The following is a 25,729-nucleotide window of genomic DNA, read 5'->3' on the forward strand; positions in this document are numbered from 1 at the left end:
ACCATGGACAGCATCACCGCGTGGCTCCACGAGAAGAACCCCGGCCTCGACGGCAGGATCGCCGCCGACGAGGACCTGATCGAGGCCCGGCTCATCGACTCCATGGACTTCCTGGAGTTCATCGACCTCCTGGAGGAGCTCACCGGCGCCTCCATCGACCTGCAGGAGGTCACCATCGACGACTTCCGCACCCTCGACCGCATCCGCGAGCGCTTCCTGACCCCGTCGGTGCCGGGCGGCGGACCGACCGCTTGACCGGCCGCCCGGACGACGGGACCGCGCTCGCCGCCGTCGCCGCCACCGCCGAGGTGCTGGACGACCCGGAGCTGACCGAGGACCTGCTCGCCCCATGGGAGCTGCGGCGCCTGGCCCGGGTCCGGCGCCCCGCGGACCGCGACGACGTCCTGGCCGCCCGGCTGCTGCTGCGACTGCTCCTGGCCCGGTACACCGGGCGGCCGCCGGGCACGCACGCACTGGTCCAGTTCTGCCCCGGCTGCCGGCGGTTCGGGCACGGCCGCCCGTCGCTCCCCCGCCGCCCCGGCACCGGCGTCAGCATGAGCCACACCGCGGGCCTCGTCGCCGCGGCGGTCGGGCCCGGACCCCTCGGCGTCGACGTCGAGCCCGCCGGCCGGCGGCCGGGGCCGGCCGTGCGCCGCGTGCTTCCCGAGGCCGAGGTGCGGGCCGCGGAACTCCTCCCCGATCCGGAACGCGCGCTCCTGGCCGCCTGGGTCCGCCGGGAGGCCCGCGTCAAGGCGGACCGCTCCGGAGGCGTGCTGCGGGAGTGGACGGACGGCCCGCGCGCGGCGGTGGCGGCGGTCGTGGCCGGGGTCCCCGTCCAGGTCCTGGCGGACGCCGGCCTCGGGGGTGTCGGACGCCCCCGAGCGGGTGGCGCTCAGCCGCGGGCGCGCAGGTAGGCGTCGAGTTCCGCCGCTCCGGCGAGCATCGCGCGGCCGCGGGCGGTCAGCCGGGCGTGCCAGTCGTGCAGGGTGGCCTCCAGCGGTTGGAGGCCGCCGGCCGCCCGGACCCGGTCGAGCAGCAGGGCGATGTCCTCCAGGCCGTGGCCGCCCCGGCGGAGCTGGTGGGCGAGGCGGGCGTCGCGGACGTCGGCCGGGGCGTAGACGCGGTAGCCGGTCGCCGGGTCGCGGCCGGGACGGAGCAGCCCGGCGCGCTCCCAGGCCCGCAGGGTGGCCGGGCGGAGCCCGAGACCGCGGGCGAGCGGGCCGACGGACACGGGCGACGCGGCGCGAGCGGGGTCCGGCTCCGGGGCGAGGTCCCGCAGGGCGCGTTCCACCGACTCCAAGGTCCGCCGGTCCTCCAGGAGTTGGAGGTGGCTCTCGTCGACGACCCGCAGGGCCTGATCGAGCGCCCCCTCGTTCACCGCGCGCAGGACCGAGGCCGCCGTCCGGTGACCGTGGCCGGGCACCAGGCCGAGGAAGGCGCGCAGGGCGGACGCGTGCAGCGGGGTGTAGGCGCGGTAGCCGTGGGGGGTGCGGGCGGCGGGCGGGAGGATGCCGTCGTCCTCGTAGTTGCGCACCGCCTGCGTGGACAGACCGTGCGGACGCGCCAGGTCGACCGGGCGGAGGCGTCCCCCCGTTTGAGGCTTCTGCGACATACGGCCCAGGCTATCGCGGACCATTGCGCCGAAGCCTCAACCGAACCTTCAAGGATAGCGTTGAGGCCATGGCAACCGACATCGCGCACACCGTCCACCCCGTCGAGGCCGCCGCCGTCCTGCGCCTGTTCCCGGCCCCGCCCCGGCTGCTCGCCCTCGGCGAGCCCACCCACGGCGAGGACGCGCTCCTCGCGGTACGCAACGACCTTTTCCGGCAGCTCGTGGAGCAGCAGGGCTACCGGACGATCGCGCTCGAGAGCGACTGCCTGAAGGCGCTGGTCGTGGACGACTACGTCACGTCGGGTGCGGGCGGCCTGGACGAGGTCATGGAGCGGGGGTTCGCTCATGGATGGGGGGAGCACGAGGGGAACCGCGAACTCGTCTCGTGGATGCGGGAGTTCAACGCGCAAGCCGAGGCGGAGGGGCGCGGGGAAGGCGAGCGGGTGCGGTTCGCCGGGTTCGACGGGCCGCTGGAGTTCACCGGCGCGGCGAGCCCGCGGGAGGCCGTACTCGCGCTGCACGACTGGCTCGCTTCGCGGGTCGACGCGCAACTGATGCCGTGCGAGAGGTCGTTGCTCGACACCCTGCTCGGAGCGGACGGACCGTGGAGCGATCCCGCCGCCATGACGGAGCCGGAGCGGTCGCGGGGGCGTTCGACCGAGGCTCTTGAACTACGCCTCATCGTCGATGAGTTGACGGCTGTACTGGAGACCTGCGCCCCGCACCTCAGTTCCGCGCCGGAGGAGTTGCACCGGGCCCGCCTGCACGCCCGCACCGCGACCGGGCTGCTGCGGTACCACCACGCGATGGCCGACCCCTCCCCCGCCCGCATGACCCGCCTGGTGGCCCTGCGCGACCTGATGATGGCCGACACCGTCCGCGCCCTGCGCGGCCCGGCGCTGCTGTACGGGCACAACGGCCATCTGCAGCGGGTCCGCAGCACGATGCGCCTGTGGCAGGGCGAGGTCGAGTGGTGGGGCGCCGGCGCGCTGGTCGCCGCACACGGGAGCGGGGAGTACGGCTTCGTGGCCACCGCGCTCGGGACGCTGCGGCACCGGGGGGTGGACGCCCCGCCGCCGGACACCGTCGAGGGGCTTCTGCACGCCCAGCCCCGGGATCACGGCGTGGTCGACGTCCCCGCGCTGCTCGCCGCACTCGACGGCACGCGGCCCGTGCGACGGGAGTCGCCGTGGTTCGGATACGCCCCGCTGGACCCGGCCGGGCTGCACGCCGTCGACGGGCTGGTGTACGTGCGGGACGTCGGCGGGCGGTAGCGGCGCGGGCCGCCGGGTCAGCTCGGCGTCGCGAAGACGACGAGGTTGGCCCGGTACTCGCCGCGGCCCCGGTCGTAGGCCCCGGAGCAGGTGATGAGGTGGGGCCGTGGGGCCGGCAGTGGCGCACCGTTCCGCGCATCGGATCCCCGGACCACCGCGCCCGGCGGGCCGGCCGACTCCCCGGCCGTACGGCCCCGTCGGCCCGCGTTCGCGGGTGCGTCGACCGGGCCGCGGGCGGGTCAGGCCGTCGCCCGCTTGAGGAGCGCGGTGAGGAACTCCTCGTCGGCGGGGGTGAGTTCGGTCAGGGCGAAGGCGACCGGCCAGAGCGTGCCGTCGTCGAGCGCGGCCTCGTCGCTGAACCCCAGCGTCGCGTAACGGGTCTTGAACTTCGCCGCGGCCTGGAAGTGGCACAGGATCCTGCCGTCCTTGGCGTAGGCGGGCATCCCGTACCAGAGGCGGGGGGCGAGGTCCGGCGCGGCGGTGGTGACGAGGGTGTGGACGCGCTCGGCGAGCACCCGGTCGGCGTCCGGCATCTCGGCGATCTTCGCCAGGAGGTCGCGCTCCGCCGCCGCGGCCTTCTCCGCCTTCGTGCCGCGCCGGGCCGCGGCCTTCTTGGCGTCCTTCGCGTGATCCTTCATCGCGGCCTTCTCCTCGGCGGAGAAACCGGAGTAGTTCTGGTCGGTGTCGGTCATCGGCTGTCCTTCCGGGGCGTTCGAGGGGGGTGAGCGGAGGTCAGGCTGCTTCCCAGACGAACCCGTCGGGGTCGGTGAAGTCGCCGAGGGCGCCGCCGACGACGAGCCGGTGGGAGCCGCTGCCCTCGGCCGGCACGCCGAGCACCTTCGCGAGGCCGCTCCGCTTGTACAGGGCGAGCTTGACCGGGGCGCCGTCGTCCTTGAACTCGACGTACTTGCTCCCGAACGACTTGCCCACCGCGAGACCGCGCTCGCTGTAGAGCCGCTTGGTGGCCTTGACGTCCTCGACGCCGATGAGCAGCACGAACTCGTCGATGCGGCGGGTGTCCCGCCCGTCGTCCTTCTTGGACGAGGAGGAGATGTTCCAGAGCGTGCCGTCGGGGGCCTGCACCACCGCGCCGTAGCCCCACAGGGACTTCGCGGCGGGCTTCACGACGGTGGCGCCGGCCTCGACGGCGGTGGAGACGAAGCCGTCGACGGTGCTCGGCCCGGGGACGACGAGGGCCAGGTCGAAGCCGCGGAACCCGCTGGTGGGGGCGGTGCCCGCCCGCAGCCGGACCCGGTCCGCCACCCCGAAGGCGGTGTAGAAGCGGCGGGCGTCGTCGAGGTCGTCGACCTCCAGGGTGACGGAGGTGAGGGAGGGGTTGTTCGTCATCGTTGGGCCTTTCAAGGGGGTGCGGACGAGGGGCGGCAGGCGGACGGACCGGAGCGGGGCGTCAGCTCCAGGTCGCGCCGGCGGGCTGCCGGGTGGTGGCGTTGAGCCGGTTGAAGAGGTTGGTGACGCCGGTCATCAGGACCAGCGCGGCGAGCTGCTTCTCGTCGTAGTGGGTGGCGGCGGCGTCCCACACCTCGTCCGAGACGGCCTCGGGCCGGTCGGCCAGCCGGGTCGCGGCCTCGGCCAGGGCGAGCGCGGCGCGCTCGGCGTCGCCGAAGTAGGGGGCCTCGCGCCAGGCGGCGACGGTCGCGAGCCGCTCCTCGTCCACGCCGGCCTTGCGGGCGGACTTCACGCCGCCGTCGACGCAGGCGCTGCAGCCGTTGATCTGGCTGACGCGCAGGTGGACGAGTTCCATCGTCTGCTGGTCGACGCCGCCGGCGTGCACGGCCTTCAGGAGGGACAGGATGGCCGGCATCGCGTCAGGCAGGACGGTGGCGGGGTTCTGGAGGCGGGGCTGCATCGCGGGCTCCTCGGGTCCGGTGCGGGTGCGCTCCGTTCGGGGCGTGGCTCCATACCACCGCGGCGCGCCCCTCGGGGCGACCGCGGTGGGACACGGTGGGACAGTGGAAAGGGCATTGAGCTGCGCGAAAGCCGGCCGGTAGATTCCTCCGACGACGGGACACGGGGGTATTCCATGGACACGGAACAGCGCACGGCACGGCCGGGCGACCCGCAGGAGGAGCTGGCCGGCCGGCTGCGGCGGCTCCAGGAGCTGTCCGGGCTCGGCGTGCGGGCGCTCGCCCGGGACGCCGGCCTCAGCTCCTCGTCGCTGTCCCGCTACCTCGGCGGGCAGACGGTCCCGCCCTGGCCGGCGGTGGTGGCGCTGTGCCGGGTCGCCCGGCGCGACCCGCGGCCGCTGCGCCCGCTGTGGGAGCAGACCTCCAGCCCGCTGCCCGCGCCCCCGCGGGCCGGCCGGCACGCCCGGCCCCGGCCCCGCAACGACCTGCCGCGCGACGCGCCCGACTTCACCGGCCGTACGGCGGAGCTGGCGGCGGTCCTCGCGGCCGTGGAGCGCCACCGGGTGGTCGCCGTCGACGGCATGGCGGGCGTCGGCAAGTCCTGCCTGGCCGTGCACGCCGCACACCGGCTCGCGGGCGACTTCCCCGACGCGCAGTTGTACGTCGACCTGCACGGTTTCACCGAGGGCCGGGAGCCGCTGGACGCGGAGTCCGCGCTGCGGATGCTGTTCGGGGCGCTCGACGTGCCCTCCGAGCGGGTGCCGCGGCAGGGCGTCGAGGAGCTGGCGGCGTGCTGGCGGGCGGAGCTGGCCCACCGCCGGGTGGTGCTGGTGCTCGACAACGCGGCCGACGCCGAGCAGGTCCGCCCGCTGCTGCCCGGCGCCGGTCCTTCCGTCGCGCTGGTGACCAGCCGCAACCGGCTGATCGGCCTCGACGAGGTGCCGCCGGTGTCCCTGGACGTGCTCGGCGCGCGGGACAGCGCCGAGCTGCTCGCCCGGGCGAGCGGCGGCGCGGACGGAGCGGACGGGCGGCTCGCCCGGGAGCCGGAGGCGACGGCGGAGGTGCTGCGGCTGTGCGGGCACCTGCCGCTGGCGCTGCGGCTGGCCGCCGCGCGGCTGCGGCGCCGGCCGGGGTGGACGGTGGGGATCCTCGCCGAGCGGCTCGGGCAGGGCGCGGACGAGTTCGACGCCGCGCTCGCCATGTCGGTGCGGCAACTGGACCGGGAGCAGGCGCGGTTGTTCCGGCTGCTCGGGCTGCTGCCGGGCGTCTCGTTCGACGCGTATCTCGCCGCCGCGCTCGCCGACGTCCCGCTCGGGCGGGCGCAGGCGGTCCTGGAGGACCTGGACGACGCCCACCTCGTGCAGCAGCCGACGGCGGGCCGCTACCGGCTGCACGACCTGGTGCACCAGCACGCCCGGCGGGTCGGGGAGCGGCAGGACACGGCGGCGGACCGGGAGCGGGCGCTCGGGCGGATGCTCGACTACTTCGTGCACGCGGCGGCCGCGGCCGACGCGGCGCTGTCGCACCCGGCGCCGGCGCGGGTCGTCACAGCCGGTCAACGACCGTCTGCTCTACCGGAGTTCGCCGACAAGCACGCCGCGCTCGGCTGGCTCACCGGCGAGTACCAGAACCTGGTGGGGGCGTTCGAGACGGCGGCCGCGGTCGGGGCGGACGCGCACGTGTGCGAGCTGCCGCGGTTCCTGCGGGCGTACTTCGCGCGGCGGTGCGGGACCACGCATCTCAACGCGCTCTTCGAGCGGTCGGTCGCGGCGGCGGAGCGGGTGGGCGACCCGCTGCGACTCGGCCTCGTGCAGAGCGACCTGGGATTCGCCCGGTACAACGCGGGGCGGTTCGAGGAAGCCGAGGCGGCCTACGGGGCGGCGGCGGAGCTGCTCGCCCCGGACGCGGCGGCCGATGCCGAACTGGCGCTGCGCAAGGGGTACTTGCGATGGGACCGGGGGCAGGTCGAGGACGCGCTCGAACTGTTCTGCCGGGCCGTGAAGCTGTACGGGGAGGCGGGGTCGGCGGCGGGCTCGGCGCACGCGGGGGCGGCGGAGGCGTGGGCGCTGCTGCAGTTGGGGTACCGGGAGGACGCGGTGGAGCGGGCGCGGGCCGTGCTGCCGCTCGGGCGGGACGACCCGTCGTGGCCGCCGGCGCTCACCGCGCGGATCGTCCTCGGGATGGCGCTCGCCCTCGACGACCCCGACGCGGCGGTCGTCCAGCTGCGGCAGGCGCTGGCCGCGGCGCGCGAGGACGGGCACCTGCACAACGAGGCGTGGTGCCTCAACTGCCTCGGGGTCGCGTTGCGGCAGGGCGGGCGGTACGAGGAGGCCCTCGCGGTGCACCGGGAGGCGTTCGCGCTGCTCGACGCGTTGTTCGAGGAGGCCTGGAAGGTGCGGTACCTGAACGGGTACGCGGAGACGTGCCGGGTGGCCGGCCTGCCCGACGAGGCGCTCCGCCTCCATCGCGAGGTGCTGCGACTGGGCCCCGGTCAGGGGGCGGACCGCGAGGTGGCCGCGGCGCACGAGGCGATCGCGATCGTCCTGGAGGGCAGCGACCCGGCCGGCGCGGCACACCACCGCGCGGCGGCGGCGGATCTGGCGACCGGCCCGCTCGCGGGTTGACGGGCAGCTCCACCGAGCGGCCCTCGGCGGGCGCCCTCCCGCCTGCCGGCGGGTACCGGGCTCCGCCCGGCGGGGCTTCGAATCCCCCGCGCTCTCGGCTGCGCTCGAAGCAGGGGGTGCCCTCTGGCCGAGCCGGTTTCCCTTCCCAGGCCCGTACCGGCATTCATGCCGCGCAGGCGACCGCCGCGCCGCACCGCGGCGACCTCACTCCGGGCCGCGCTCCCCCGCGCTCCTCAGCACGCAGAACTCGTTGCCCTCCGGATCCGCGAGGACGGCCCATCCGGTGCCGTCGGGGTTGCGGTGGTCGGTGAGGAACGTCGCGCCGAGGGCGAGGAGGCGGGAGAGTTCCTCGTCGCGGGTGGTGTCGGGGCGGAGGCAGAGGTGGAGCCGGTTCTTGACCGCCTTGGGCTCGGGGACCTGCTGGAAGTACAGCGCGGGACCGGCCGGCGGGGTCAGCTGCAGTTCGGGCGTGCCGGGCGCGGCGTCCGGCGGCAGGGGGCACCCCGTCACCGCGCTCCAGAACCGGGCCGACGCGTAGGCGTCCGAGCAGTCGATCGCGATGTTCTGTATCTCCGAGATCATGGGCCCGAGCCTAGACCGCGTCCTCCCTGAGCAGCCCCTCCGCGCGGAGGTCGGTCCAGAGGGCGTCGGGCACGGGGGTGCCGAACGCCCGCACGTTCGCGTGGACCTCGTCGGGGGAGCGCATGCCGAGGACGGTGGCGGCGACGGCGGGGTGGCGGAGGGGGAAGGCGATCGCGGCGGCGGGGAGGGGGACACCGTGGGAGGTGCAGACGTCGGCGATGCGGCGGGCGCGGCGCAGGACGGCCTCGGAGGCGGGGGCGTAGTCGTACGTCGCGGTGGAGGCGGGGCGCGCCCGCGCCAGGAGGCCCGAGTTGAAGACGGACGCGGCGAGTACGGAGACGCCGCGCGTGACGCACGCGGGGAGCAGCGCGTCGAGCGCGGACTGGTCGAGGAGGGTGTACCGGCCGGAGACCATGACCACGTCGGGGTCGGCCTCGCGGACGAGGCGGGTGAGGAGGCCCGCGTCCCCCATGCCCGCCCCGACCGCCCCGACGACCCCCTGTGCGCGCAGCTCGGCGAGCGCGGGGAAGCCCGTGGCGAGGGCGGGCTCGAAGTGGGACTCGGCGTCGTGGAGGAGGAGGACGTCGACTCGGTCGACGCCGAGCCGCTCCAGCGAGTCCTCGACACTGCGCAGGACGCCGTCGCGGCTGAAGTCCCACACCCGCCGGTGGGTGGCCGGCACCTGGAAGCCCTCGTCGGTGCGCCCGCGCGGGTCCTGCGGGACGAGGACGCGGCCGACCTTCGTCGACAGGGTGAAGGCGGATCGCGGCTCCTCCTGCAGGAGCGAGCCCGTACGGCGTTCGGACACGCCGATCCCGTAGTGCGGCGCGGTGTCGAAGTACCGGATGCCGGCGTCCCACGCGGCCCGCAGGGTGTCCGCGGCGGTGGCGTCGTCGAGCGGCTCGTAGAGCCCGCCGAGCGGTCCGCCGCCGAAACCCAGCTCCGTGACCCGTACCGCGCTCCGGCCGAGCGTGTTCGTGCGCATGGGGCGCTCCCTTCGTCACCGCTCTCCTGCCCCGTGCGGAACGTACCCTGGCCCCATGCGTATGCGCCCGACGTTGAGCTGGACCGCAGGCGACGACGTGCTGCCGGGGACGGCGGACCCGGAGCCGGTGGCCGCCGCGCTGCGGGCGGGCGGGGTGGTGGTGCTGAGCGGGGCGGGGATCTCGACGGAGTCGGGGATCCCGGACTACCGGGGCGAGGGCGGGAGCCTGAGCCGGCACACGCCGATGACGTACCAGGAGTTCACCGGCGACGCGCACGCGCGGCGGCGGTACTGGGCGCGCAGCCACCTCGGCTGGCGGGTCTTCGGCCGGGCCCGGCCGAACGCCGGGCACCGGGCCGTCGCCGCGTTCGGGCGGGCCGGGCTCCTCGACGGGGTGATCACGCAGAACGTCGACGGCCTGCACCAGGCCGCGGGCAGCGCCGACGCCGTCGAGCTGCACGGCAGCCTCGACCGGGTCGTGTGCCTGACCTGCGGCGACCTCAGCGCCCGCCGCGAGCTCGCCCGGCGGCTCGAGGAGGCCAATCCCGGCTACGCGCCGGTCGCCGCCGCGCTCAACCCCGACGGCGACGCGGACCTCACCGACGCGCAGGTGGTCGGCTTCCGCGTGGTGCCGTGCACGGTGTGCGGCGGGGTGCTCAAGCCGGACGTCGTCTTCTTCGGCGAGTCCGTGCCGAAGGAGCGGGTCCAGGACTGCCGCGCCCTCGTCGACGGCGCCCGGTCCGTCCTCGTCCTCGGCTCCTCGCTCACCGTCATGTCCGGCCTGCGCTTCGTCCGCCAGGCCGCGGACGCCGGCAAGCCGGTGCTGATCGTCAACCGCGACCCCACCCGCGGCGACCGGTGCGCGGCCGTCCGCGTGGACCTCCCGCTCGGCTCGGTCCTCACCGCCGTCGCCGCGCGGCTCGGCGTCGAGCTGGACGGCGGGTCGCGATGACGGAGGGCGAACGACTGGAACGGGCCGTCCTCGACCTGCTCGCCCGGCGGGACGCGGGGAGCACGATCTGCCCCTCGGACGCGGCCCGGGCGGCGTACGACGGCGACGACGACGGGTGGCGGGCGCTGATGGAGCCGGTGCGGGCGGCGGCCCGGCGCCTGGTCGCGGCGGGCCAGGTCGAGATCACCCAGGGCGGCCGCGCCGTCGACCCGGAGACGGCCCGCGGCCCGATCCGGATCCGCCGCTCACGGCCCGCCGACTGAAGGTTGCCGCGGGGCAACTATCCTGGTGCCGTCGGTGACGGTGTCGGGCGCGGAGGGTTCGCGGGTGTTCGCGGTAGAGGTCGAGCGGGATGCGAGGGGTGCGGTGCTCGCGCTGCGGGGAGAGCTGGACTTCGACAGCGTCGTGCAGCTGAACGAGGCGGGGGCCGCGGAGGTCGCGCGGGAGTCGTCGGGGCCGGTCGTCGTCGACTGCTCGGCGCTGGCGTTCTGCGACTCCTCGGGGATCGGGGCCGTGCTGCGGCTGTACCAGGGGCTGGCGGGGCGGGGGCGCGAGCTGCGGCTGGCGTCGGTGCCGCCGCGGGCGGCCCGGCTGTTCTCGCTGACGGGTCTGGACCAGCTGTTCACCCTGTACGAGGACGCCGACGCGGCCCTGGCGGCGGGCGCCGGTCCGCGCGTGGGGCGGAGCGCGTGAGGGGCTCGTCGCGGGAGCCGTCCCCGCAGCCGACGGCCGACGCCGAGGACGACCTGCGCGCGCTCTTCGGGCAGTCCACCGCCGTCTTCGCCTCGCTCGCCGGCCCCGCGCACATGCTGGAGGCGGCGAACGCGGCCTTCTTCGCCGCGATCGGCGGCGGGCGCACGGACACCGGCATGCCGCTCGCCGAGCTGCTGCCCGAGCTCGTCGACCAGGGCTTCGTCGGCGTCCTCGACCGGGTCTACCGGACCGGCCGCCCGTACACCGGGCGGGACGCCCGGGTCGTCCTCGGTCAGGGGGAGGCGGCGCGCGAGGCGTACTTCGACTTCACCTACGAGCCGCGCCTGGACGCCGGCGGCAACGTCATGGGCGTCCGGGTGATCGGGGTGGAGACCACCCAGGCCAAGCACGCGCAGCGGCTGACGGCCGAGCACCGGGCGCTGCTCGAGCAGATCGCCCGGCAGGCCCCGCTGCCCGACGTGCTGGAGGGCATGGCGCGGGTGATCGAGGACCTGGCGCCCGAGGAGGTGCTCGTCTCCGTCCTCCTCGCGGACGCCGACGGCCGCCACCTGCGGCACGGTGCGGCCCCGAGCCTGCCGGACTTCTACAACCGGGCCATCGACGGCATCGCCACCGGCGACGGCGTCGGCTCGTGCGGCACGGCCGCGTACCGCCGGCAGCCCGTCGTCGTCAGCGATATCGGCACCGACCCGTACTGGGACGACTTCCGCGGGCTCGCGGAGAAGGCCGGGCTCGGCGCGTGCTGGTCGACGCCGATCCTCGCCCGCGACGGCTCGCTGCTCGGCACCTTCGCGATGTACCACCGCGTGCCGCGCTCGCCGCAGGACGCGGACCTCGCGCTCGCCCGGATCTTCGCCGACACCGCGGCGCTCGCCATCGAGCGGCACCACCAGGAGCGGGCCAGGCGGGCGGCCGAGGCGGGCGAGCAGGCGGCCCGCGACGACCTGGCGTTCCTCCTGGAGGCCAGCACGGCGCTCGGCTCCGACCTGGACACCGAGCAGACCTTCCGCCGCCTGGCCGCGATCTGCACCCCGAAGCTGGCGCCGCTGTGCGCGGTCGACGTCATCGACCGCGGGCGGGTGCGGCGGGTGGCGGCCTCCGCGCCGACCACCGCACAGGAGGAGCTGCTCGCCTCGCACATCCCGGTCTACGACGCGGCCGACGACGCCGTCGCCCGGGTCCTCGCGACCGGCCTGAGCGAGGTCGCCCGGCGCACCCCGACCGGGCCCGGCCCCTGGCAGGACCTCGGCGTCACCGGCTACGTGTGCGTGCCGCTCACCGACCGCGGCACCGCGTTCGGCACGGTGACGCTGCTGTCCACCGGCGACCACGTCCTGGACGGGCACACCGTCGCGCTCGCCGAGGAGCTGACCCGGCGGGCCGCGGCCGCGGTCCGCAACGCGCACCAGTACACCCAGCGCGTCAGCCTCGCCCGCGACCTGCAGGCGGGGCTGCTCCTCCCGGAGCTGCCCGAGGTGCCCGGCGCGGACGTCGCCACGTACTACCACCCGGCCGGCGAGGGTCTGGAGGTCGGCGGCGACTTCTACGACGTCTTCCCCCTCGACGGCGGGCGGTGGGCGTTCCTGCTCGGCGACGTCTGCGGGCGCGGCGCGCTGGCCGCGACCACGACGGCGCTGGTGCGGAACACCGCGCGGGCCGTCGCGCCGCTGCTCCCCGGGCCCGAGGAGGTCGTCGCGGCGGTCAACGGGGCGCTGCTCGCCCGGCCCGGCAGCCACGGCACCGGCTTCGTCACGCTGGTCTACGGGCAGCTGACGCCGGCCCCGGACGGTTCGGGCCTCGACGTCGAGCTGGTGCGGGCCGGGCACACGCTGCCGCTGCACCTCGACGCCGGGCACGTCGTCCACGCCGTCGACGCGCCCGGTGCGCTGCTCGGCGTCACCGCGCGGCCGCAGGTCGCCGCGCACCGGTTGCGGCTCCGTCCGCACGAGAGCCTGCTGCTCTACACCGACGGGCTCACCGAGGCGCGGTGCCCCGCCGGCGAGCAGTTCGGCGACGACCGGCTGGCCCGCGCGCTCGCCGACGCGCCGGTCCGGCCGTCCGCACAGGCCGTCGTGGACACGCTGACCTCGGCGGTGCGGGCGTTCACCGGGGGGCGGGAGATCGACGACGACCAGGCGGTGCTGGTGCTGGCGGCGACGTAGGTGGTCTGATCCGGTAGGGCTCGGTGCCCGCCGCGCAGCGGCGCACCGGAAGCCGTTGCCGCCGCCCGAGGCATCAGCGGAGCTGGACGGTGACGCCGTCGCTCAGGAAGGAGTCGTGGAGCTCGATGCGGTCGGGGGTCACGGACTCGGGGATGTCGAAGGCGAGGATGCCCTCGACCTTGTTCCCGGGGTTGATCTCCTCCAGGAAGGACTCGCTGTTCTCGAGGAGGACCTCCGCCATGGTGTCCGAGCTGTACTCCTGGTCGTCGGGGCCGAGGAGGATCTGGTCGTCGCCCATGAAGATCTGGGCCTCGTCGCCGATGTTCTCCACGGTCAGGTAGACCAGGTAGTACTGGCCCTGCGCGTCCTCACCGAAGTCGCTCCCCCCGATGTTGCCGACGCCGCCCTTCACCTTGGTGACGGTGAACTCGAACTTGCCGTCGCGGACGGGGTCGTTGAGACCGGGCTCGTCCTTGTCGTCGTCCTCCGCCGCGACGGCGCTCCGCGGTGGTGCGACGACGTCGACGGTGCTCGCTGCCGCGGCCGAAGCGGGCGCCACCAGCCCGAGTGCCAGCAGCGCGGTGAGCGCGGGCAGCAATCTGCGGCGAGGGTTTCTCCCTCTGCGAGGTGTGCGGTCATGCCGTAGGGCGTCGCTGCCGGACATGGAGAGCTCCTTGCCGCACGATCCGGCGATCCCCGCAGCGGTCGGTCGCGCTGTGCTCGCGAGTGGGGCTCTCTCATTGTCTCCCCCAGGCCCACCGGTGTCCTGCGGATGGCAGCGGTGATGCTCGAGCCGCACCCGCCACGGGATCCGGAGGGGCGCGCTGCCGGGCCCCGGTGACCTCCGGTCCGCAAGGGCCCGGGCTCGTCGTCGATCCGAACGTACAGTGCGGTCGGTGGGTGTCCACGGCGGGGGTGAACCTGCTGACGCGCTGCGGGAGTCGGGAAGGGGTGGTGTCCTGGTGGCGGGAGCCGTCGAGGGGTTCGGCGCGTCGATGCGTGCGCGGTTGAGGGCCTACGGGAGCGTCTCCGCGGCGCTGGCGCGGGGCGGTGACCGGGAGTTGAGCGAACTCGTGGACAGCGCCGTGCCGTTGGGAGCCGGGATCGGTGGGACGTCGGTGCTGGCGGAGGTCGGCGGGACGCCGGTCTTCGTCAAGCGGCTGCCGCTGACCGACCTGGAGCGGCGGCCTTCGAGCGTGCGGTCGACGGCGAACCTCTTCGGGCTGCCGGACTTCCTCCACTTCGGGCTCGGGGTCCCCGGGAGCGCGGGATTCGGCGCGTGGCGCGAGGTGGCCGCGCACACCATGACGACCGACTGGGTGCTCGCGCGGGAGCACGAGGGCTTCCCGCTGATGTATCACTGGCGGGTGCTGCCGCACCCCGGGCAGACGCTCCCCGAGGAGCTGGCCGACGTCGAGGGGGCGGTCGCCTACTGGGGCGGCGGACCCCAGGTGCGGCACCGGATCGAGGCGCTGCGGGACGCCTCCGCGAGCGTCGCGGTGTTCCTGGAGTACATCCCGCAGACCCTGCACGACTGGCTGGACGTGCAGGTCAGGGCCGGCGGCACGACAGCCGAGCGGGCGTGCGCCATGGTGGAGCGGGAGCTGGCGGCCGCGACCTCGTTCCTTAACGCCCGCGGGCTCCTGCACCTCGACGGCCACTTCCGGAACGTCCTCACCGACGGCAGCCGGCTGTTCCTCACCGACTTCGGCCTCGCGGTCTCCTCCCGCTTCGACCTGGCGGACGAGGAGGCCGGGTTTCTCGCCGCGCACCGGACCTACGACCGCTGCTACACCGTCACCCACCTGGTGCAGTGGCTCGCCACCGCCCTGTACGGGTACGGACCGGACGAGCGCACCGCGTTCGTCCGCGCCTGCGCCCGCGGGGAGCGGCCGACGGGGATTCCGCCGCGGATCGCGGCGATCCTGATGCGCCACGCCCCGGTCGCCGAGGTGATGACGGACCACTACCGCGCGTTCCGCTTCGGGAGCCGGCGGACGCCGTACCCCGCGGAGGCGCTGCGGCGGGTCGGCGGCTGAGTGCGGCGGAGCGGGTGTCAGGCGTGCAGGAAGTGGAAGGACGGGCGGGGGTGCATGAGGAAGTCGTGGTGGGAGATGTTCCAGGCGTAGGCGCCGGCGACGGAAAAGAGGAGGCGGTCGCCGGCGCGGAGGGCGGCGGCGGGGAGGTGCCGGGTGAGGGTGTCCTTGGGGGTGCAGAGCTGGCCGGCGACGGCGAACGGGCCGAGGGCTCCGGGGCGGGGCCAGGGGTGGGGCCAGAGGTCGACGGGCAGGACCGTGCAGGGTTGGTCGTGCCCCTTGGTCGCGGGGGTGCGCAGGTGGTGGGTGCCCCCGCGGACGACGGCGAACGACTCGCCGCGGCTGCGCTTCACGTCGAGGACCTCCGTGGCGTACCAACCGCAGTACGCGGTGAGCGCGCGGCCCGGCTCGATGCGCAGAGTGAGGCGCGGGTGGTCGCGGAGGAGGTCCGCGAGGCCCGCGCCGTAGGCCTTCCAGTCGAAGCGATCGTCGGGGCGGGCGTAGTCGACGGCCATGCCGCCTCCGACGTTCAGCTCGGTGAGGGGGACGTCGTGGCGGACGGTGAGAGCCGTCGCCCACTCCACCACCGCTGCGTTCAGGGCGAGTTGGTCGGGCGGACGCAGTCCGCTCGCGAGGTGGGCGTGCAGGCCGGCGAGGACGAGCCGGGGGTGGCTGCCGTCGGTGAGCGCGCGCAGGACGGCGTCGGCCTCGGAGGGGTCGATGCCGAACGGAGTGGGGCGGCCGCCCATGGCGAGGGCGGTCCCGTCCAACAGGGCCGACGGGACCGGCACGTTGAAGCGCGGCATGACCGCGATGCGGGCGGCCGGATCCGTGCGGACGGCGAGCGCGTCGAGTACGCGGAGCTCGTGCGCGCTCTCGACGTGGAAGCGGTGGACGCCGAGTTCGAGCGCGGTGGTGATCTCGGAGGGCGTCTTGCCGGGCCCGCCGAACGCGAGCGGGCGGCCGGGCACGGCCGCCCGGACGTGGGCCAACTCCCCGCCGCTGGCGACCTCGTAGCCGTCGACGTAGGGCGCGAGCGCGGCGAGGACGTGCGGTTCGGGGTTGGCCTTGGCCGCGTAGTACAGCTCGACGCGCGCGGGGAGGGCCGCACGGACGGCCTCCGTGTGGGTGCGCAGCGCCTCCATGTCGTAGACGTACGACGGGAGTTCGGCCGGATCGAGGGACCGGACCAGGTCGCGTACGGCGGGGGTCGGATCGGTCATCGGGCGTCCTCGGGGGCCGGGCGGCCGAACGGGGAGGGGAGGGGGAGGTAGCGGGCCTCGCGGTCGGCCCTGCGGTCCCAGCGGGTGAGGAGGTTGGCCTTCGCGGGGAGCGGCGCGCCGGCGAGCAGCGCGGTGAGCCGGGCGGGGCGGCCGTGGCGGACGGCGGCCGTCGCGAGCACGGCGCGCACCCGGTCCCACAGCGCGGCCTCCAGGTGCGGGTGGCGGTCGGCGAGCGCGGCGAGCAGCTCGGCGACGTGGTTGACGAGCAGGCAGTACACCACCCGGTCCCAGCCACGCCCGGCGTCGTACGTCAACGGGCCCGCGACGTCCGGCGGGAGCGCGGCGAGGGTGCGGGCGTGGTGGGTGGGCAGCAGTTTCGCGCCCTCCAGGTCGCGGAGCAGGATCTGGGCGGGCATCCCGTCGCCGTCGACGCACACGACGACGTTCTGCAGGTGCGGCTCCAGGACCAGCCCGTGGTCGAAGTACGCGGCGAGGACCGGCGGGAGGAGGAGGTCGAGGTACGACGTCCACCAGTCGAGGGTGCGTTCCGGGCCGGCGCCGGCGAGCAGGTGGGAGAGGTGCCCGGGGCCGGTCGGGTACTCGTCGGCGACGGCGGCGGCGAGCAGCGCGGTGGTGCCGGGGAGCATGCGCCGGGGCAGCCCCTCGCGGACGATCACCCCGAACCCCTCCAGAAGGTCGGGCCCGCCGCCCCGGCCACCGGGCAGGGCGAGGCTGCGGTAGGCGGGCTCGCGCAGCACCGCGGTGCCGGGAAACCGGCGGGTCAGGCCGTCGAGGACGGTGCCGAGCACGCGCGTGAGGGCGACGGCCCCCGCGAGCTCGTAACTCGCGTTCTTGCGCACACAGTTGGTGATCCGCACGTTCAGGCTGAACTTCAGGAACGTCTCGCCGTCGTACAGCGTCCGCACGGAGGAGGTGGCGGCGAACGGTCGGCCCCGCTCCCCCAGGTCGAGCACGTCCCCCTCGCGCAGGGCGCGCCGGAGGGCGGGGTGCTCGCGCAGGAGGGCGTACTGCCACGGGTGGGCGGGCAGCAGCCGGTAACCGGCCGGCACGTCCGGATGCAGGCGGTCCAGGGGGGCCGCGGCGGCCGGCTCGGCGGCGTCCTGGGCGACGAGGTGTACGCGGACGGCGAGGTGGCGCAGGCGGAACGCGGCGCCCGTCTCCGGAGCGTACGACGACCAGGTGTGCGCGTCACCCGTGCGCGCCTTGGGGGTGGGGTGGAAGCGGTGGCCGAGCAGCAGGGACTGCTCGGACGCGACGTACGTGCCGTGGCGGTCCGCCGCGGCCGGGCGCGGTCCGGCCGCGAGCCCGGCCCGTACGCCCCGGTGGCTGGACGCGACCTGCCGCAGGAACTCCTCGTTCCGCACGCCGGTGCGGAGGGCGAGTTCCGCGTGGGTCAGCTCCGCGATCCGCCGCCAGTCGACCGCGCGCCATGTGCCGTCCCGGTGCTCCGACACCGGCCCCGCGAACCGGTGCGCGCCGATCAGCGCCACCCGTCGCACCGCCACGCGCAGCACCGCGCCGCTGCGGGGCAGGCGGACCAACACGCTCCCGTCCACCACCGCGCTCTCCCCCGCGGGGGCCGCCACCTCCCGCAGCAGGCAGTTCAACAGCGTGTGCGCCACCGCGGTGTCGGCGCTCGGGAGCGCGGTGGGGGTGGTCGTCGCTGCGGGGGCGGTCACGGGGGACATGGGGAGCTCCTGCGGGTGGGACGGGACGGACCGAAGCGGTCGTGCGGGCGGGCGATTGCGCCAACGCGGGCGCGGTCGCGCGGGCAGATGGTCGTGACAACGCAGTCGCGCCGGCACGGGACGGTGGCGGTGACACCGCCCTGCGAGCGCTGGCGTGCAGGCGTGCTCGGGTGCGGGCATCGCGCCGCAAGTCGAGGCCCCGTGCGGGCGGGGCCGGGCGGTGCGGTCGGGCGCACCCCCTCGCTCCTCCGCCGCTGCGGGGACACCCCGCCCACCCCACCCTCCGCCGACGCACACGCACACGCACAGCGGTGCGCCGCGCCTGCCGCGCAGCGGCAGGACACACTGGGCACGCCGCGCAGCGGCGCAACCCCCCGCTCTCGACCCCCAAAGCCGCGCAGCGGCGAAGCCACACTCCGCCCCAGCCGCGCAGCGGCGAAGCCACACTCCGCCCCAGCCGCGCACCGGCGAACCCCCACCCCGGTGCCCGCCCCACCACGGCGGAACCTCGCTGAGACCTGCCGCACAACGGCGCACCGGAACCCGCAGCCGCCCGGACCTCATGCGCACGGCAGGAGGTAGTTGGGCCCGGTGGTGTAGTACTTGTTGATATCGACCGCACCGGAGCGCACCTTCGAAAGCAGGGTGCCTGCGGTGACCATCGCCTTGACGGGCAGGTGGGGCGCATCGAGCACACGCGCACGAAGCACCGCGGCCGACGCGGCGTCGAGCCGCGCGAGCGCCTCTTCGAGGCGGGCGCGGACCAGCCCGAGCAGAACGGAACGCGGCGCGCAACCACGGCGGGCGAGGTCGAAGGCGAACGCGCCGGCGCACAGGTGGACGGTGACGGTCGTGAACAGGTCGGTCAGAGCGCGGTCGTCGTCGACGAGGACGCGCGGGTCGTCGAAGCCGAGCGGCGCGTGCGGGCCGAGTCGCTCCCGTACCCGGTGCCGGTGCACGCGCGGCCCGTCGTTGTCCTTCAGGAGGAGGCGCGGAGGCGCGTCGGAGACCAGCAGCAGGGAGACGTTCTGCTGATGCGACTCCAGGGCGACGCCGTACGCGAACAGCGTGGTCTGGAGGTCGAGGAGGAGACGCAGGAGGTCGTCGAGGAGCGCGACGGGGTCGCCGGCGTGGAAGCGTTCGGCGAGGTGGTCGAGGACGAGCCGGCCGTCGGGCGCCTCGGCGGGCAGCGCGGCGAGCGGGACGACGAGGGACGCGTCGAGCCCGGCGGGCAGACGGCGGCAGAGGACGGCGAGGAGCTCGTGGCCGACCTGCGCGTACGTCGTCTCGTCCGCGAGGAGGACGGTGTCGCGGAAGCGGGGCTCGCGGTCGATGACGGCGGCGAGCAGGCGCTGGCCCGTCGCGCCGTCGGCGAGCGTGCCGGGTTTGATCGTGCGGCGGTTGAGGCGGCCGAGGGTGGCGGTGGCGAGCGGGAGCTTGAGGTGGAGGGTGGGGTCCGCGGCGACGGCCACCGTGCGCATGGACAGGGTCGGGACGACGTCGAGGTAGGGGCGGTCGGCGAGGTGGGCGCGGTCGGTGAGACCGGTGGCGCGCAGGGCCTCGCGGAGGGGAGCGCCGACGGTCGACGGGTGGACGGGAAGGGCGACATGGGTGTCGTCGAGGCCGTCCAGACCGAGTGCGGTCGGGGTGGGCCAGGCGGCGGGCAGCACGGTCGCGGGGCCGTCCGACGACGTGACCGCGTCCCGGGGGACGGCGAGCCAGCGCAGCGCAAAACGAGGGTGGAACTCGGGTGCTTGGCAACACAGTTGCGCCCGGAGCAGACCGGCCCGCCCGCGCGCCGTGGGGTACACCGGGTGGTCGTGACGTGCGGCGAGGGTGTCGAACGCGAGCCCGCCGTCCGGCCCGGTCCAGTCCGCCGGCGTCGGACCGTACCGTGCGACCAGCCCGTCCAGCACCTCGCCGCGCGTCTCCTCGTGGAGCCGCATCGTCGCGAGCGTCTGCCGGCACTCCTCGGCGAAGTCCTCGAACCCGGCCCGGTCGACGGGGTCGGTGTGGTCCCGCAGCGCGGCGAGTACGGCGTCGGTGGTGGTCAGGTCGCACCCGTCGCACTCCCGTCGCAGCAGCGGGAGTCGGGCGGCGTACACCGCCTGGAAGCCGTCGGCGGCGACGGGCAGCAGCAGCGTGGGCGAGGTGGCGCGGCGATCGCGTGCGCCGCCGTGCGTCCCACCGCACGCGGCGCCGCTCCCGTCCACCGGGTCGCCCGGTCCCCCCTCCGGCGGCGGGAGGCGGAGCCAGCGGCCGTCGGGGAGGTCGAGGGGGGTGGTGCGGGTGCGGAGGCCGGCGACGTCCTCGCGGAGGAACGCGCTCAGGACGCGCAGGAGGAGGGCGGCCTCGGCAGGGTCGCCGCGCGGCGGGGCGGGGGGTTCCGTGCGGGGGCGGTGCGGCTGATACGAACCCGGCGCACCCTCCCTCGGCGCGCCCGCAACCGGTCCGTCCGCAACCGGTCCGTCCGCCCGCGCTGCCGTCGCCTCGCGCGCGGCCGACCGCCGCGCAGCCGGGCGCGTGGTCCCGTCCGCCGGCGTCACGGCGTGAACTCCCAGCGCCGCGTGGCGAGGAAGGCGTCCGCGGCCCGGTCGACGGAGGGCTGGTCGGGGCCGGTGGTGCGCAGGACGCCGACGTAGTCGCGGTTGGTGTGGTGGAGGGGGTGGCGGGTGCCGGTGGCCCGCAGGGGACGGTAGGCGAGGCGGACGCCGTCCGCGGTGAGGTCGGCGGGGGCGGGGGCAGCGGCGAGGGTGCCGGCGGTGGGGGCGCAGACGTAGTCGACGCGGGCGGCGGCGTCGCGGCGGAGGCGGAGGTGGTCGGGGAGCGGTTCGCCCAGGTGGGTGCGGAGGACGTGCTCGAAGAGGGGGAAGCCGAGCAGGTCGCGGAGCAGCAGGTCGCCCTGGTCGCCGACCGCCCGGTAGTTGACCTCGATGATCCGGGCGCGCCCGTCGTGGACGACGAACTCGGTGTGGCTCGCCCCGAACCCGACCCCGAGGCAGTCGAGTTGGGCGAGCACCTGCGCGGTGACCGGGTCGGGGTGGCGGGGCACGTACGTCATGCGCGTCTCGACGAAGTACGGCGGCGGAGACAGCCGGGTACGGAACCCGCCGACGACGTGCAGCCGCCGGCCGTCGCCCAGGGTCTCCAGTGTGTGCAGCTCGCCGGGCAGGTACTCCTCCGCGACCAGCGCCGCGCCCGGCCGTCGCGCCTGGATCTCCCGGCAGCGCGCGAGGAGTTCGTCCGGTGCGGCGACGATGACCACGTCCTCGCTGGCCACCCCCTCCCGGGGTTTCACCACGCACGGGTACGGCACCGGGCGGTCGAGCAGCCCCTCGGGGTCCTGGCCGGCGGCGAGTTCGACGGACCGGACGGCGTCGAGGCCGGCCGCCGCGAGGTGGCGGCGCGTCTCGGCCTTGTCCTTGGTGCGCAGGGCGGCGCGCCAGTCCTTCCCCGGAAGGCCGAAGTAGGCCGCCGCGAGGGCCGCCGGGGCCTGGAGGTGGTCGCTGTTGGTGAAGACCGCGTCGGGCCGGTGATGGGTGGCGACACGGGTGATCAGGGCGTGGTGGTCGCGGACGTCGCACTCCAGGATCTCGATGTCCCCCACCGCGTCCCGCCCCGCCGCCTCCACCGCGCGCCGGTGCGGCTCGGCGCGGTCGGTCAGCAGGGTCACGTCGAGGCCGAGCGCGTGCGCGGCCGGGAGGAAGCCCTCGGTGACCGAGTCGGTCGGGTTGAGCGCGATCAGGTACATCCGCACGGACGGGAGCCCCTTCCGGGCCGGAGTGGGAACGGACGGCATACGGCGGGTGACGCGGGGTCGGGCGGGCCCTTCGAGGGTGTCAAGTCCCCCCGACACGAGTCCAGATGGCCTACCCGTGGCACATTCCACCACCGGATGCCGACTAAGGTGAGCCTAGCCTAAGGTTCAACGATGTTGGAGGGAGTCCGTCGTGCCCTACCCGGCACCGACCGCGTCCGTCGACGGCGCCCCGCACGCCTCGTCGCTGGTGGGGACGTACGAGCGGCTCCTCGCGTACTGTCCGGCCCTGCGGGTGAGCGTCACCCGTCCGGGTGGTCCCGGTGAGGGGTGGGTCGACGGAGCGCGATGGGTTGCCGAGCCTGCCCTGCTGGACCGGTTCGTCGCGGCGGAGACCGGGCGGATCGCCGCCGCGCACGGCTATGCCGCGCGCCCGGCCGTCGCCGGGTCGCGGGCGCTGCACCACTACCTGTGGTCGGTGTTCCTGGTGCTGAGCGGGCCGTGGTACCTGGCCCGCCGGGTGCCGCAACTCCGGTCGAACGCTGTGCACTTCGAGATGGCGACCGCTGAACTCGCCGTGGAGCCGTCCGGTTTCGTATGCCTGCCCGGGGACCCGGCGGCCGGGTCGCCCGGGGTGCGGGTCGTCGCCGACGAGGAGGCCCTGCGCGCTGAGGTGCGGGACGCCGCCACCCGTCACGCGCGGCCGCTGGTCGAGGGACTCGCGCCCCGACTGCGCCGCTCCGAGCGGGTGTTGTGGGGGATGGCCGGGGACGACCTGGTCTCCGGGCTCTGGTACCTCGGCCGGATGCGGGGCGAGGAGGAGCGGTCCGTACGGGAGGCCACCGCCCTGCTCCCCCGCCCGCTCGCCCCCTTCCCCGGCGGCGCGGACTTCCGCCGCCTGCACTCCGCCGACGGCCGCACCCACCTCACCCGCACCCGCGTCGGCTGCTGCCTCTACTACAAGATCCGCGCCGACGAGGCGTGCGGCACCTGCCCCCGCGTCTGCGACCGCGAACGCGCGGTCCGCCTCACCGCGCCGGGATGAACCGTCACAGGTCCGTGCGGACCACCACCACCAGCGTGCGGGGGCCGTGGACGCCCTCGACCCGTTCGAGCTCGATGTCGGACGTGGCCGACGGACCGCTGATCATCGTGATCGGCCGGGTGGGGACCAGGCGCGCAAGCGCCTCGGGGACGCCGGGCTCGACCGCGGAGAGGTCGACCACGCACACGTGCAGGTCGGGGACGAGGGTGAGGGCCCGGCGTCCCTGGTCGGACGAGCCGTCGAGGAACACCGTGCCGGTCTCGGCGCAGGCGGCCGCGGAGGCGGTGACCACGGCGTCCAGGGTGTCGAGGACAGCGACGGGCACCTCCACGCCGTCCGTCACCACCTCCGCCCCTTCGTCGAGAAATCCGGCGAGCCACCCGGCGTCCAGCCCGGCGGGCACCCCCACCCTGCGCGCCCCGTGGCCGCGCAGCACCTCGGCGACGGCCTCGGCCGTCCGCGCGGCCGCACACGTCCGCAGCTCGGCCCGGTAGTCCCGCACCCGCTCGGAGAACAGCGCGAGCCGCTCCTCGGCGGACAGCGTGCGGCCCGTGCGGTAGCCCCGCGGGGCGATGCGGGCGGCGTGTGCAGCAGCGCCCCCGCCCTCCCGGGGCGCGCCCCCGCCGGCGTCACCGTCCGCGGCCGGTGCGACCTTTGACGCGCCCGGCGCGAGGGCCGTCCGTACCCGGGTCAGGATCTCGTCACGCGCGTCCGTCACGCGGGCCTCCACGTCGTGCTCGTCGGTACGGTCCGGGGCCGGCCGTCAGGCCCCCGCTCCAGTGCCCCGCCGAGGCCGCGCGCCCGCGCCCACGGGCGGGGACGGCGGCGCGGGCGCAGGCGGTCACCGCTCCTCCGCCCTTTCGCCGTGCGGGCCTCGGTCCGCCGCCTCGCGCAGCGCTGCCTCACCCTCCGGGGAGGCGAACCAGGCGCGGAAGGTCTGCTGCGGGGGCGCGGGGGTGTCCCGGGCGGCGCTCCAGCCGGCGAGCGGCGGGGGCAGCCGGCGGAGCGTCGCGTCGCGTCCGGCCGCGAGCCGTCCGCCGAGGCCGGCCGCCTTCTGCGCGGCCCGGTAGAGCCGGGGCCTGCCCATGACCGCCGCGGCCGCCCGCATCGCCAGCTTCTCCGGGCTCCCGCGCCCGGTCCGCTCCGTGTGCTGGTGGCGGAGCTCGACGAGCAGGGACGGGATGTCGATCTTCACCGGACACGCGTCGTAGCACGCGCCGCAGAGCGTCGAGGCGTACGGGAGCGACGCGTTGGGGTCGTCGGGGCCGGTGTGCATCCCGGCGAGCTGCGGGGTGAGGACCGCGCCGATCGGGCCGGGGTAGACGGAGCCGTACGCGTGCCCGCCGGTCCGCTCGTAGACCGGGCAGACGTTGAGGCAGGCCGAGCAGCGGATGCAGTGCAGCGCCTCCCGGCCGACGGGGTCGGCGAGGGCGGCGGTGCGGCCGTTGTCGAGCAGGACGAGGTGGAAGGCCCGCGGGCCGTCGCCGGGCGTGACCCCGGTCCACAGCGAGGTGTACGGGTTCATCCGCTCCCCCGTGGACGAGCGCGGCAGGAGCTGGAGGAAGACCTCCAGGTCGGCGAAGCGCGGCAGCACCTTCTCGATGCCCATGACGGTGATCAGCGTGTCCGGGAGGGTCAGGCACATCCGCCCGTTGCCCTCGGACTCGACCACGGCGAGCGTGCCGGTCTCGGCGATCGCGAAGTTCGCACCGGAGACGGCGACGGGGGTGGTCAGGAACTTGTGCCGCAAGTGGGCCCGCGCGGCGGCGGCGAGCCGGGCGGGGTCGTTGCCGAGGTCCGGGTCGACGCCGGGGATGCCGCGCAGGAAGATGTCGCGGATCTCGTCCCGGTTGCGGTGGATCGCCGGGACGAGGATGTGCGAGGGGCGGTCGCCGGCGAGCTGCACGATCAGCTCGGCGAGGTCGGTCTCGACGGCGGTGATCCCGGCCGCCTCCAAGTGCTCGTTGAGGCCGGTCTCCTGGGTGGCCATGGACTTGACCTTGACGACCTCCTCGCTGCCGGTCGCCCTGACCAGCCGCTCCACGATCGCGTTCGCCTCGTCCGCGTCCCGCGCCCAGTGGACGGTGCCGCCGCGCTCGGTGACACGCTCCTCCAACTCCGTGAGCAGATCGGGCAGTCGGCGCATCGCGTCCGCCTTGATCGCCGCGCCGGCCGACCGCAGCTCCTCCCAGTCGGGCAGCTCGCCGGTGACGGCGAGGCGCTTGTCGCGGATGGTGGCGGTGGCCTTCGCCAGGTTGCCGCGCAGCTGCGCGTTGCGCAGCTCGTCGCGGGCGGCCCGGGGGAAGGCCCGGTCGCCGCGGAGGTTGCCGGTGCCGTGCGGCGGGCGCGGCGGGGTCGGCATCCCGAGGAAGGTGCTCATGGGTGTGCCTCCGCGAAGGTGTGCGGTGCCGTGCGGGTCGCGGCGAGGATCTGCGCGAGGTGGAGCGTGCGGACGGGCGCGTCCCGCCGGCTGAGCCCGCCCCCGATGTGCAGCAGGCAGGAGGCGTCCCCGGCGGTGCACACCCCCGCCCCGGTCGCAAGGACGGCCGCCGTCTTGTCCGCCAGCATCGCCGCCGAGGTGTCGGCGTTCTTCAGCGCGAACGTCCCTCCGAACCCGCAGCAGCTCTCCGCCTGCGGCAGCTCGACGAGGTCGATCCCCTCGACCGCCCGCAGCAGCCGCAGCGGCCCGTCCCCCACGCGCAGCACCCGGAGCGCGTGGCAGGTCGGGTGGTAGGTGACCCGGTGCGGGAAGTACGCCCCGACGTCCGTGACGCCGAGCACGTCGACGAGCAGCTCCGACAGCTCGTACGTCTTCGCCCGCACCCGCCGCACCGCCGCCCGCAGCGGCGGGTCCCCGTACCGGTCGGCGACGAGCTGGTGCTGGTGGCGGACGGACCCGGCGCACGATCCCGACGGCAGGACGACGGCGTCGACGTTCGCGAACAGCTCGGCGAAGTCCCGTACCAGCGGCAGCGGTTCGCGCTGGTAGCCGGTGTTGATGTGCATCTGTCCGCAGCAGGTCTGCCCGGGCGGGAAGACGATCTCGTGGCCGAGGCGGGCGAGGAGGAGCGCGGTGGCCTTCACCGCGTCGGGGAAGAGCGTGTCCCCGAGGCAGGTGGCGAACAGTCCGATGCGCATGGAACCTCCGTGGGCGGTACGGGAGAAGCGTAGTGGGGGGCGGCCCCGCCG

The 25,729-nt window shown here is 75.5% G+C and carries 24 protein-coding genes; 10 read left to right on the plus strand and 14 right to left on the minus strand.

Annotation, left to right across the window (positions count from 1 at the left end):
- The first annotated feature begins 3 nt into the window (after nucleotides 1–3).
- Together ACFWEG_RS12205 and ACFWEG_RS12210 are read left to right on the plus strand one after the other, a co-directional pair.
- On the plus strand, nucleotides 4–255 hold the full coding sequence (locus ACFWEG_RS12205) for an acyl carrier protein (protein ID WP_387212754.1): 252 nt from the start codon (nucleotides 4–6) through the stop codon (nucleotides 253–255).
- Entirely contained in the window at nucleotides 252–914 is a 663-nt protein-coding gene (locus ACFWEG_RS12210; RefSeq protein ID WP_387212757.1) for a 4'-phosphopantetheinyl transferase family protein, read from the plus strand. The genes ACFWEG_RS12205 and ACFWEG_RS12210 overlap by 4 nt, the downstream gene beginning before the upstream one ends.
- Here ACFWEG_RS12210 and ACFWEG_RS12215 read toward each other — a convergent pair.
- Complete coding sequence (locus tag ACFWEG_RS12215) at nucleotides 893–1,612, minus strand: TioE family transcriptional regulator (RefSeq protein WP_387212760.1); 720 nt, start codon at nucleotides 1,610–1,612, stop codon at nucleotides 893–895. The genes ACFWEG_RS12210 and ACFWEG_RS12215 overlap by 22 nt on opposite strands.
- Nucleotides 1,613–1,680: 68 nt before the next feature.
- Here ACFWEG_RS12215 and ACFWEG_RS12220 point away from each other — a divergent pair, with 68 nt between their 5' ends.
- Nucleotides 1,681–2,886 carry an erythromycin esterase family protein gene (locus tag ACFWEG_RS12220; protein WP_387212763.1) on the plus strand — a complete coding sequence of 402 codons (1,206 nt, stop codon included), beginning with the start codon at nucleotides 1,681–1,683 and terminating at the stop codon, nucleotides 2,884–2,886.
- A 239-nt stretch (nucleotides 2,887–3,125) separates the two neighbouring features.
- Here the strand turns inward: ACFWEG_RS12220 and ACFWEG_RS12225 are convergent, their stop codons facing one another.
- From ACFWEG_RS12225 to ACFWEG_RS12235, 3 genes are all read right to left on the minus strand, one after another.
- Nucleotides 3,126–3,578, minus strand: a complete 453-nt coding sequence (locus tag ACFWEG_RS12225) for an iron chaperone (RefSeq protein ID WP_387212766.1) — start codon at nucleotides 3,576–3,578, stop codon at nucleotides 3,126–3,128.
- A 40-nt stretch (nucleotides 3,579–3,618) separates the two neighbouring features.
- Nucleotides 3,619–4,233 carry a glyoxalase gene (locus ACFWEG_RS12230; RefSeq protein WP_387212768.1) on the minus strand — a complete coding sequence of 205 codons (615 nt, stop codon included), beginning with the start codon at nucleotides 4,231–4,233 and terminating at the stop codon, nucleotides 3,619–3,621.
- Nucleotides 4,234–4,294: 61 nt separating this feature from the next.
- Nucleotides 4,295–4,753: a carboxymuconolactone decarboxylase family protein gene (locus tag ACFWEG_RS12235; protein WP_387212771.1), complete on the minus strand. Its 459-nt coding sequence runs from the start codon at nucleotides 4,751–4,753 to the stop codon at nucleotides 4,295–4,297.
- 174 nt (nucleotides 4,754–4,927) lie between these two features.
- Here ACFWEG_RS12235 and ACFWEG_RS12240 point away from each other — a divergent pair, with 174 nt between their 5' ends.
- Entirely contained in the window at nucleotides 4,928–7,375 is a 2,448-nt protein-coding gene (locus tag ACFWEG_RS12240) for a tetratricopeptide repeat protein (RefSeq protein WP_387212774.1), read from the plus strand.
- Nucleotides 7,376–7,579: 204 nt separating this feature from the next.
- Here ACFWEG_RS12240 and ACFWEG_RS12245 read toward each other — a convergent pair whose 3' ends face one another.
- Together ACFWEG_RS12245 and ACFWEG_RS12250 are read right to left on the minus strand one after the other, a co-directional pair.
- Entirely contained in the window at nucleotides 7,580–7,957 is a 378-nt protein-coding gene (locus ACFWEG_RS12245) for a VOC family protein (protein WP_387212777.1), read from the minus strand.
- Nucleotides 7,958–7,967: 10 nt separating this feature from the next.
- Nucleotides 7,968–8,942, minus strand: coding sequence for an aldo/keto reductase (locus ACFWEG_RS12250; protein WP_387212780.1), 975 nt, complete (start codon nucleotides 8,940–8,942; stop codon nucleotides 7,968–7,970).
- A gap of 55 nt (nucleotides 8,943–8,997) precedes the next feature.
- On the opposite strand from ACFWEG_RS12250, the gene ACFWEG_RS12255 reads away from it, so the two are divergent.
- The 4 genes from ACFWEG_RS12255 to ACFWEG_RS12270 all read left to right on the plus strand — a co-directional run bounded on the left by ACFWEG_RS12255 (nucleotide 8,998) and on the right by ACFWEG_RS12270 (nucleotide 12,770).
- A complete protein-coding gene (locus ACFWEG_RS12255; protein WP_387212783.1) occupies nucleotides 8,998–9,894 on the plus strand; it encodes an NAD-dependent protein deacetylase in 897 nt (298 codons plus the stop codon).
- Complete coding sequence (locus tag ACFWEG_RS12260) at nucleotides 9,891–10,157, plus strand: DUF3253 domain-containing protein (RefSeq protein WP_387212786.1); 267 nt, start codon at nucleotides 9,891–9,893, stop codon at nucleotides 10,155–10,157. Before ACFWEG_RS12255 ends, ACFWEG_RS12260 begins: the two co-directional genes overlap by 4 nt.
- Before the next feature lie 64 nt (nucleotides 10,158–10,221).
- A complete protein-coding gene (locus ACFWEG_RS12265; protein ID WP_387212789.1) occupies nucleotides 10,222–10,587 on the plus strand; it encodes an STAS domain-containing protein in 366 nt (121 codons plus the stop codon).
- Nucleotides 10,584–12,770 carry a SpoIIE family protein phosphatase gene (locus tag ACFWEG_RS12270; protein WP_387212792.1) on the plus strand — a complete coding sequence of 729 codons (2,187 nt, stop codon included), beginning with the start codon at nucleotides 10,584–10,586 and terminating at the stop codon, nucleotides 12,768–12,770. The genes ACFWEG_RS12265 and ACFWEG_RS12270 overlap by 4 nt, the downstream gene beginning before the upstream one ends.
- Nucleotides 12,771–12,843: 73 nt before the next feature.
- Here ACFWEG_RS12270 and ACFWEG_RS12275 read toward each other — a convergent pair whose 3' ends face one another.
- The gene (locus ACFWEG_RS12275) at nucleotides 12,844–13,368 is read right to left on the minus strand and encodes a DUF4352 domain-containing protein (protein ID WP_387212795.1); all 525 of its coding nucleotides are present in this window, start codon (nucleotides 13,366–13,368) and stop codon (nucleotides 12,844–12,846) included.
- A 397-nt stretch (nucleotides 13,369–13,765) separates the two neighbouring features.
- On the opposite strand from ACFWEG_RS12275, the gene ACFWEG_RS12280 reads away from it, so the two are divergent.
- The gene (locus ACFWEG_RS12280; protein WP_387212824.1) at nucleotides 13,766–14,809 is read left to right on the plus strand and encodes a protein kinase family protein; all 1,044 of its coding nucleotides are present in this window, start codon (nucleotides 13,766–13,768) and stop codon (nucleotides 14,807–14,809) included.
- 17 nt (nucleotides 14,810–14,826) lie between these two features.
- Here ACFWEG_RS12280 and ACFWEG_RS12285 read toward each other — a convergent pair whose 3' ends face one another.
- The 4 genes from ACFWEG_RS12285 to ACFWEG_RS12300 all read right to left on the minus strand — a co-directional run bounded on the left by ACFWEG_RS12285 (nucleotide 14,827) and on the right by ACFWEG_RS12300 (nucleotide 21,495).
- The gene (locus tag ACFWEG_RS12285) at nucleotides 14,827–16,029 is read right to left on the minus strand and encodes a type III PLP-dependent enzyme (protein ID WP_387212798.1); all 1,203 of its coding nucleotides are present in this window, start codon (nucleotides 16,027–16,029) and stop codon (nucleotides 14,827–14,829) included.
- Nucleotides 16,026–17,738 carry an IucA/IucC family protein gene (locus ACFWEG_RS12290; RefSeq protein WP_387212801.1) on the minus strand — a complete coding sequence of 571 codons (1,713 nt, stop codon included), beginning with the start codon at nucleotides 17,736–17,738 and terminating at the stop codon, nucleotides 16,026–16,028. The genes ACFWEG_RS12285 and ACFWEG_RS12290 overlap by 4 nt, the downstream gene beginning before the upstream one ends.
- Before the next feature lie 560 nt (nucleotides 17,739–18,298).
- The gene (locus ACFWEG_RS12295; protein ID WP_387212827.1) at nucleotides 18,299–20,077 is read right to left on the minus strand and encodes an IucA/IucC family protein; all 1,779 of its coding nucleotides are present in this window, start codon (nucleotides 20,075–20,077) and stop codon (nucleotides 18,299–18,301) included.
- A gap of 203 nt (nucleotides 20,078–20,280) precedes the next feature.
- On the minus strand, nucleotides 20,281–21,495 hold the full coding sequence (locus ACFWEG_RS12300) for an acetyl-CoA carboxylase biotin carboxylase subunit family protein (protein ID WP_387212804.1): 1,215 nt from the start codon (nucleotides 21,493–21,495) through the stop codon (nucleotides 20,281–20,283).
- Nucleotides 21,496–21,688: 193 nt separating this feature from the next.
- Between ACFWEG_RS12300 and ACFWEG_RS12305 the strand changes: the two genes are divergently transcribed.
- A complete protein-coding gene (locus ACFWEG_RS12305) occupies nucleotides 21,689–22,540 on the plus strand; it encodes a (2Fe-2S)-binding protein (protein WP_387212807.1) in 852 nt (283 codons plus the stop codon).
- A gap of 4 nt (nucleotides 22,541–22,544) precedes the next feature.
- Here ACFWEG_RS12305 and ACFWEG_RS12310 read toward each other — a convergent pair whose 3' ends face one another.
- The 3 genes from ACFWEG_RS12310 to ACFWEG_RS12320 all read right to left on the minus strand — a co-directional run bounded on the left by ACFWEG_RS12310 (nucleotide 22,545) and on the right by ACFWEG_RS12320 (nucleotide 25,678).
- Nucleotides 22,545–23,258 (minus strand): lactate utilization protein C, encoded by a 714-nt coding sequence (locus tag ACFWEG_RS12310; RefSeq protein WP_387212809.1) that lies wholly within the window; start codon nucleotides 23,256–23,258, stop codon nucleotides 22,545–22,547.
- Nucleotides 23,259–23,381: 123 nt separating this feature from the next.
- Nucleotides 23,382–24,920 (minus strand): lactate utilization protein B, encoded by a 1,539-nt coding sequence (locus ACFWEG_RS12315; protein ID WP_387212812.1) that lies wholly within the window; start codon nucleotides 24,918–24,920, stop codon nucleotides 23,382–23,384.
- Nucleotides 24,917–25,678 (minus strand): (Fe-S)-binding protein, encoded by a 762-nt coding sequence (locus ACFWEG_RS12320; protein ID WP_387212815.1) that lies wholly within the window; start codon nucleotides 25,676–25,678, stop codon nucleotides 24,917–24,919. Before ACFWEG_RS12320 ends, ACFWEG_RS12315 begins: the two co-directional genes overlap by 4 nt.
- Nucleotides 25,679–25,729: the final 51 nt, after the last annotated feature.

Source organism: Streptomyces sp. NPDC060194, assembly GCF_042728285.1.
Taxonomy (GTDB): domain Bacteria; phylum Actinomycetota; class Actinomycetes; order Streptomycetales; family Streptomycetaceae; genus Streptomyces.

Bases quoted from the DNA above. Each gene is read 5' to 3' on its own strand.
- ACFWEG_RS12320 (WP_387212815.1), bottom strand. From the start codon at position 25,678: ATGCGCATCGGACTGTTCGCCACCTGCCTCGGGGACACGCTCTTCCCC.
- ACFWEG_RS12205 (WP_387212754.1), top strand. From the start codon at position 4: ATGGACAGCATCACCGCGTGGCTCCACGAGAAGAACCCCGGCCTCGAC.
- ACFWEG_RS12220 (WP_387212763.1), top strand. From the start codon at position 1,681: ATGGCAACCGACATCGCGCACACCGTCCACCCCGTCGAGGCCGCCGCC.
- ACFWEG_RS12250 (WP_387212780.1), bottom strand. From the start codon at position 8,942: ATGCGCACGAACACGCTCGGCCGGAGCGCGGTACGGGTCACGGAGCTG.
- ACFWEG_RS12230 (WP_387212768.1), bottom strand. From the start codon at position 4,233: ATGACGAACAACCCCTCCCTCACCTCCGTCACCCTGGAGGTCGACGAC.
- ACFWEG_RS12245 (WP_387212777.1), bottom strand. From the start codon at position 7,957: ATGATCTCGGAGATACAGAACATCGCGATCGACTGCTCGGACGCCTAC.
- ACFWEG_RS12315 (WP_387212812.1), bottom strand. From the start codon at position 24,920: ATGAGCACCTTCCTCGGGATGCCGACCCCGCCGCGCCCGCCGCACGGC.
- ACFWEG_RS12235 (WP_387212771.1), bottom strand. From the start codon at position 4,753: ATGCAGCCCCGCCTCCAGAACCCCGCCACCGTCCTGCCTGACGCGATG.
- ACFWEG_RS12260 (WP_387212786.1), top strand. From the start codon at position 9,891: ATGACGGAGGGCGAACGACTGGAACGGGCCGTCCTCGACCTGCTCGCC.
- ACFWEG_RS12215 (WP_387212760.1), bottom strand. From the start codon at position 1,612: ATGTCGCAGAAGCCTCAAACGGGGGGACGCCTCCGCCCGGTCGACCTG.
- ACFWEG_RS12240 (WP_387212774.1), top strand. From the start codon at position 4,928: ATGGACACGGAACAGCGCACGGCACGGCCGGGCGACCCGCAGGAGGAG.
- ACFWEG_RS12285 (WP_387212798.1), bottom strand. From the start codon at position 16,029: ATGACCGATCCGACCCCCGCCGTACGCGACCTGGTCCGGTCCCTCGAT.
- ACFWEG_RS12255 (WP_387212783.1), top strand. From the start codon at position 8,998: ATGCGTATGCGCCCGACGTTGAGCTGGACCGCAGGCGACGACGTGCTG.
- ACFWEG_RS12290 (WP_387212801.1), bottom strand. From the start codon at position 17,738: ATGTCCCCCGTGACCGCCCCCGCAGCGACGACCACCCCCACCGCGCTC.
- ACFWEG_RS12280 (WP_387212824.1), top strand. From the start codon at position 13,766: ATGCGTGCGCGGTTGAGGGCCTACGGGAGCGTCTCCGCGGCGCTGGCG.
- ACFWEG_RS12225 (WP_387212766.1), bottom strand. From the start codon at position 3,578: ATGACCGACACCGACCAGAACTACTCCGGTTTCTCCGCCGAGGAGAAG.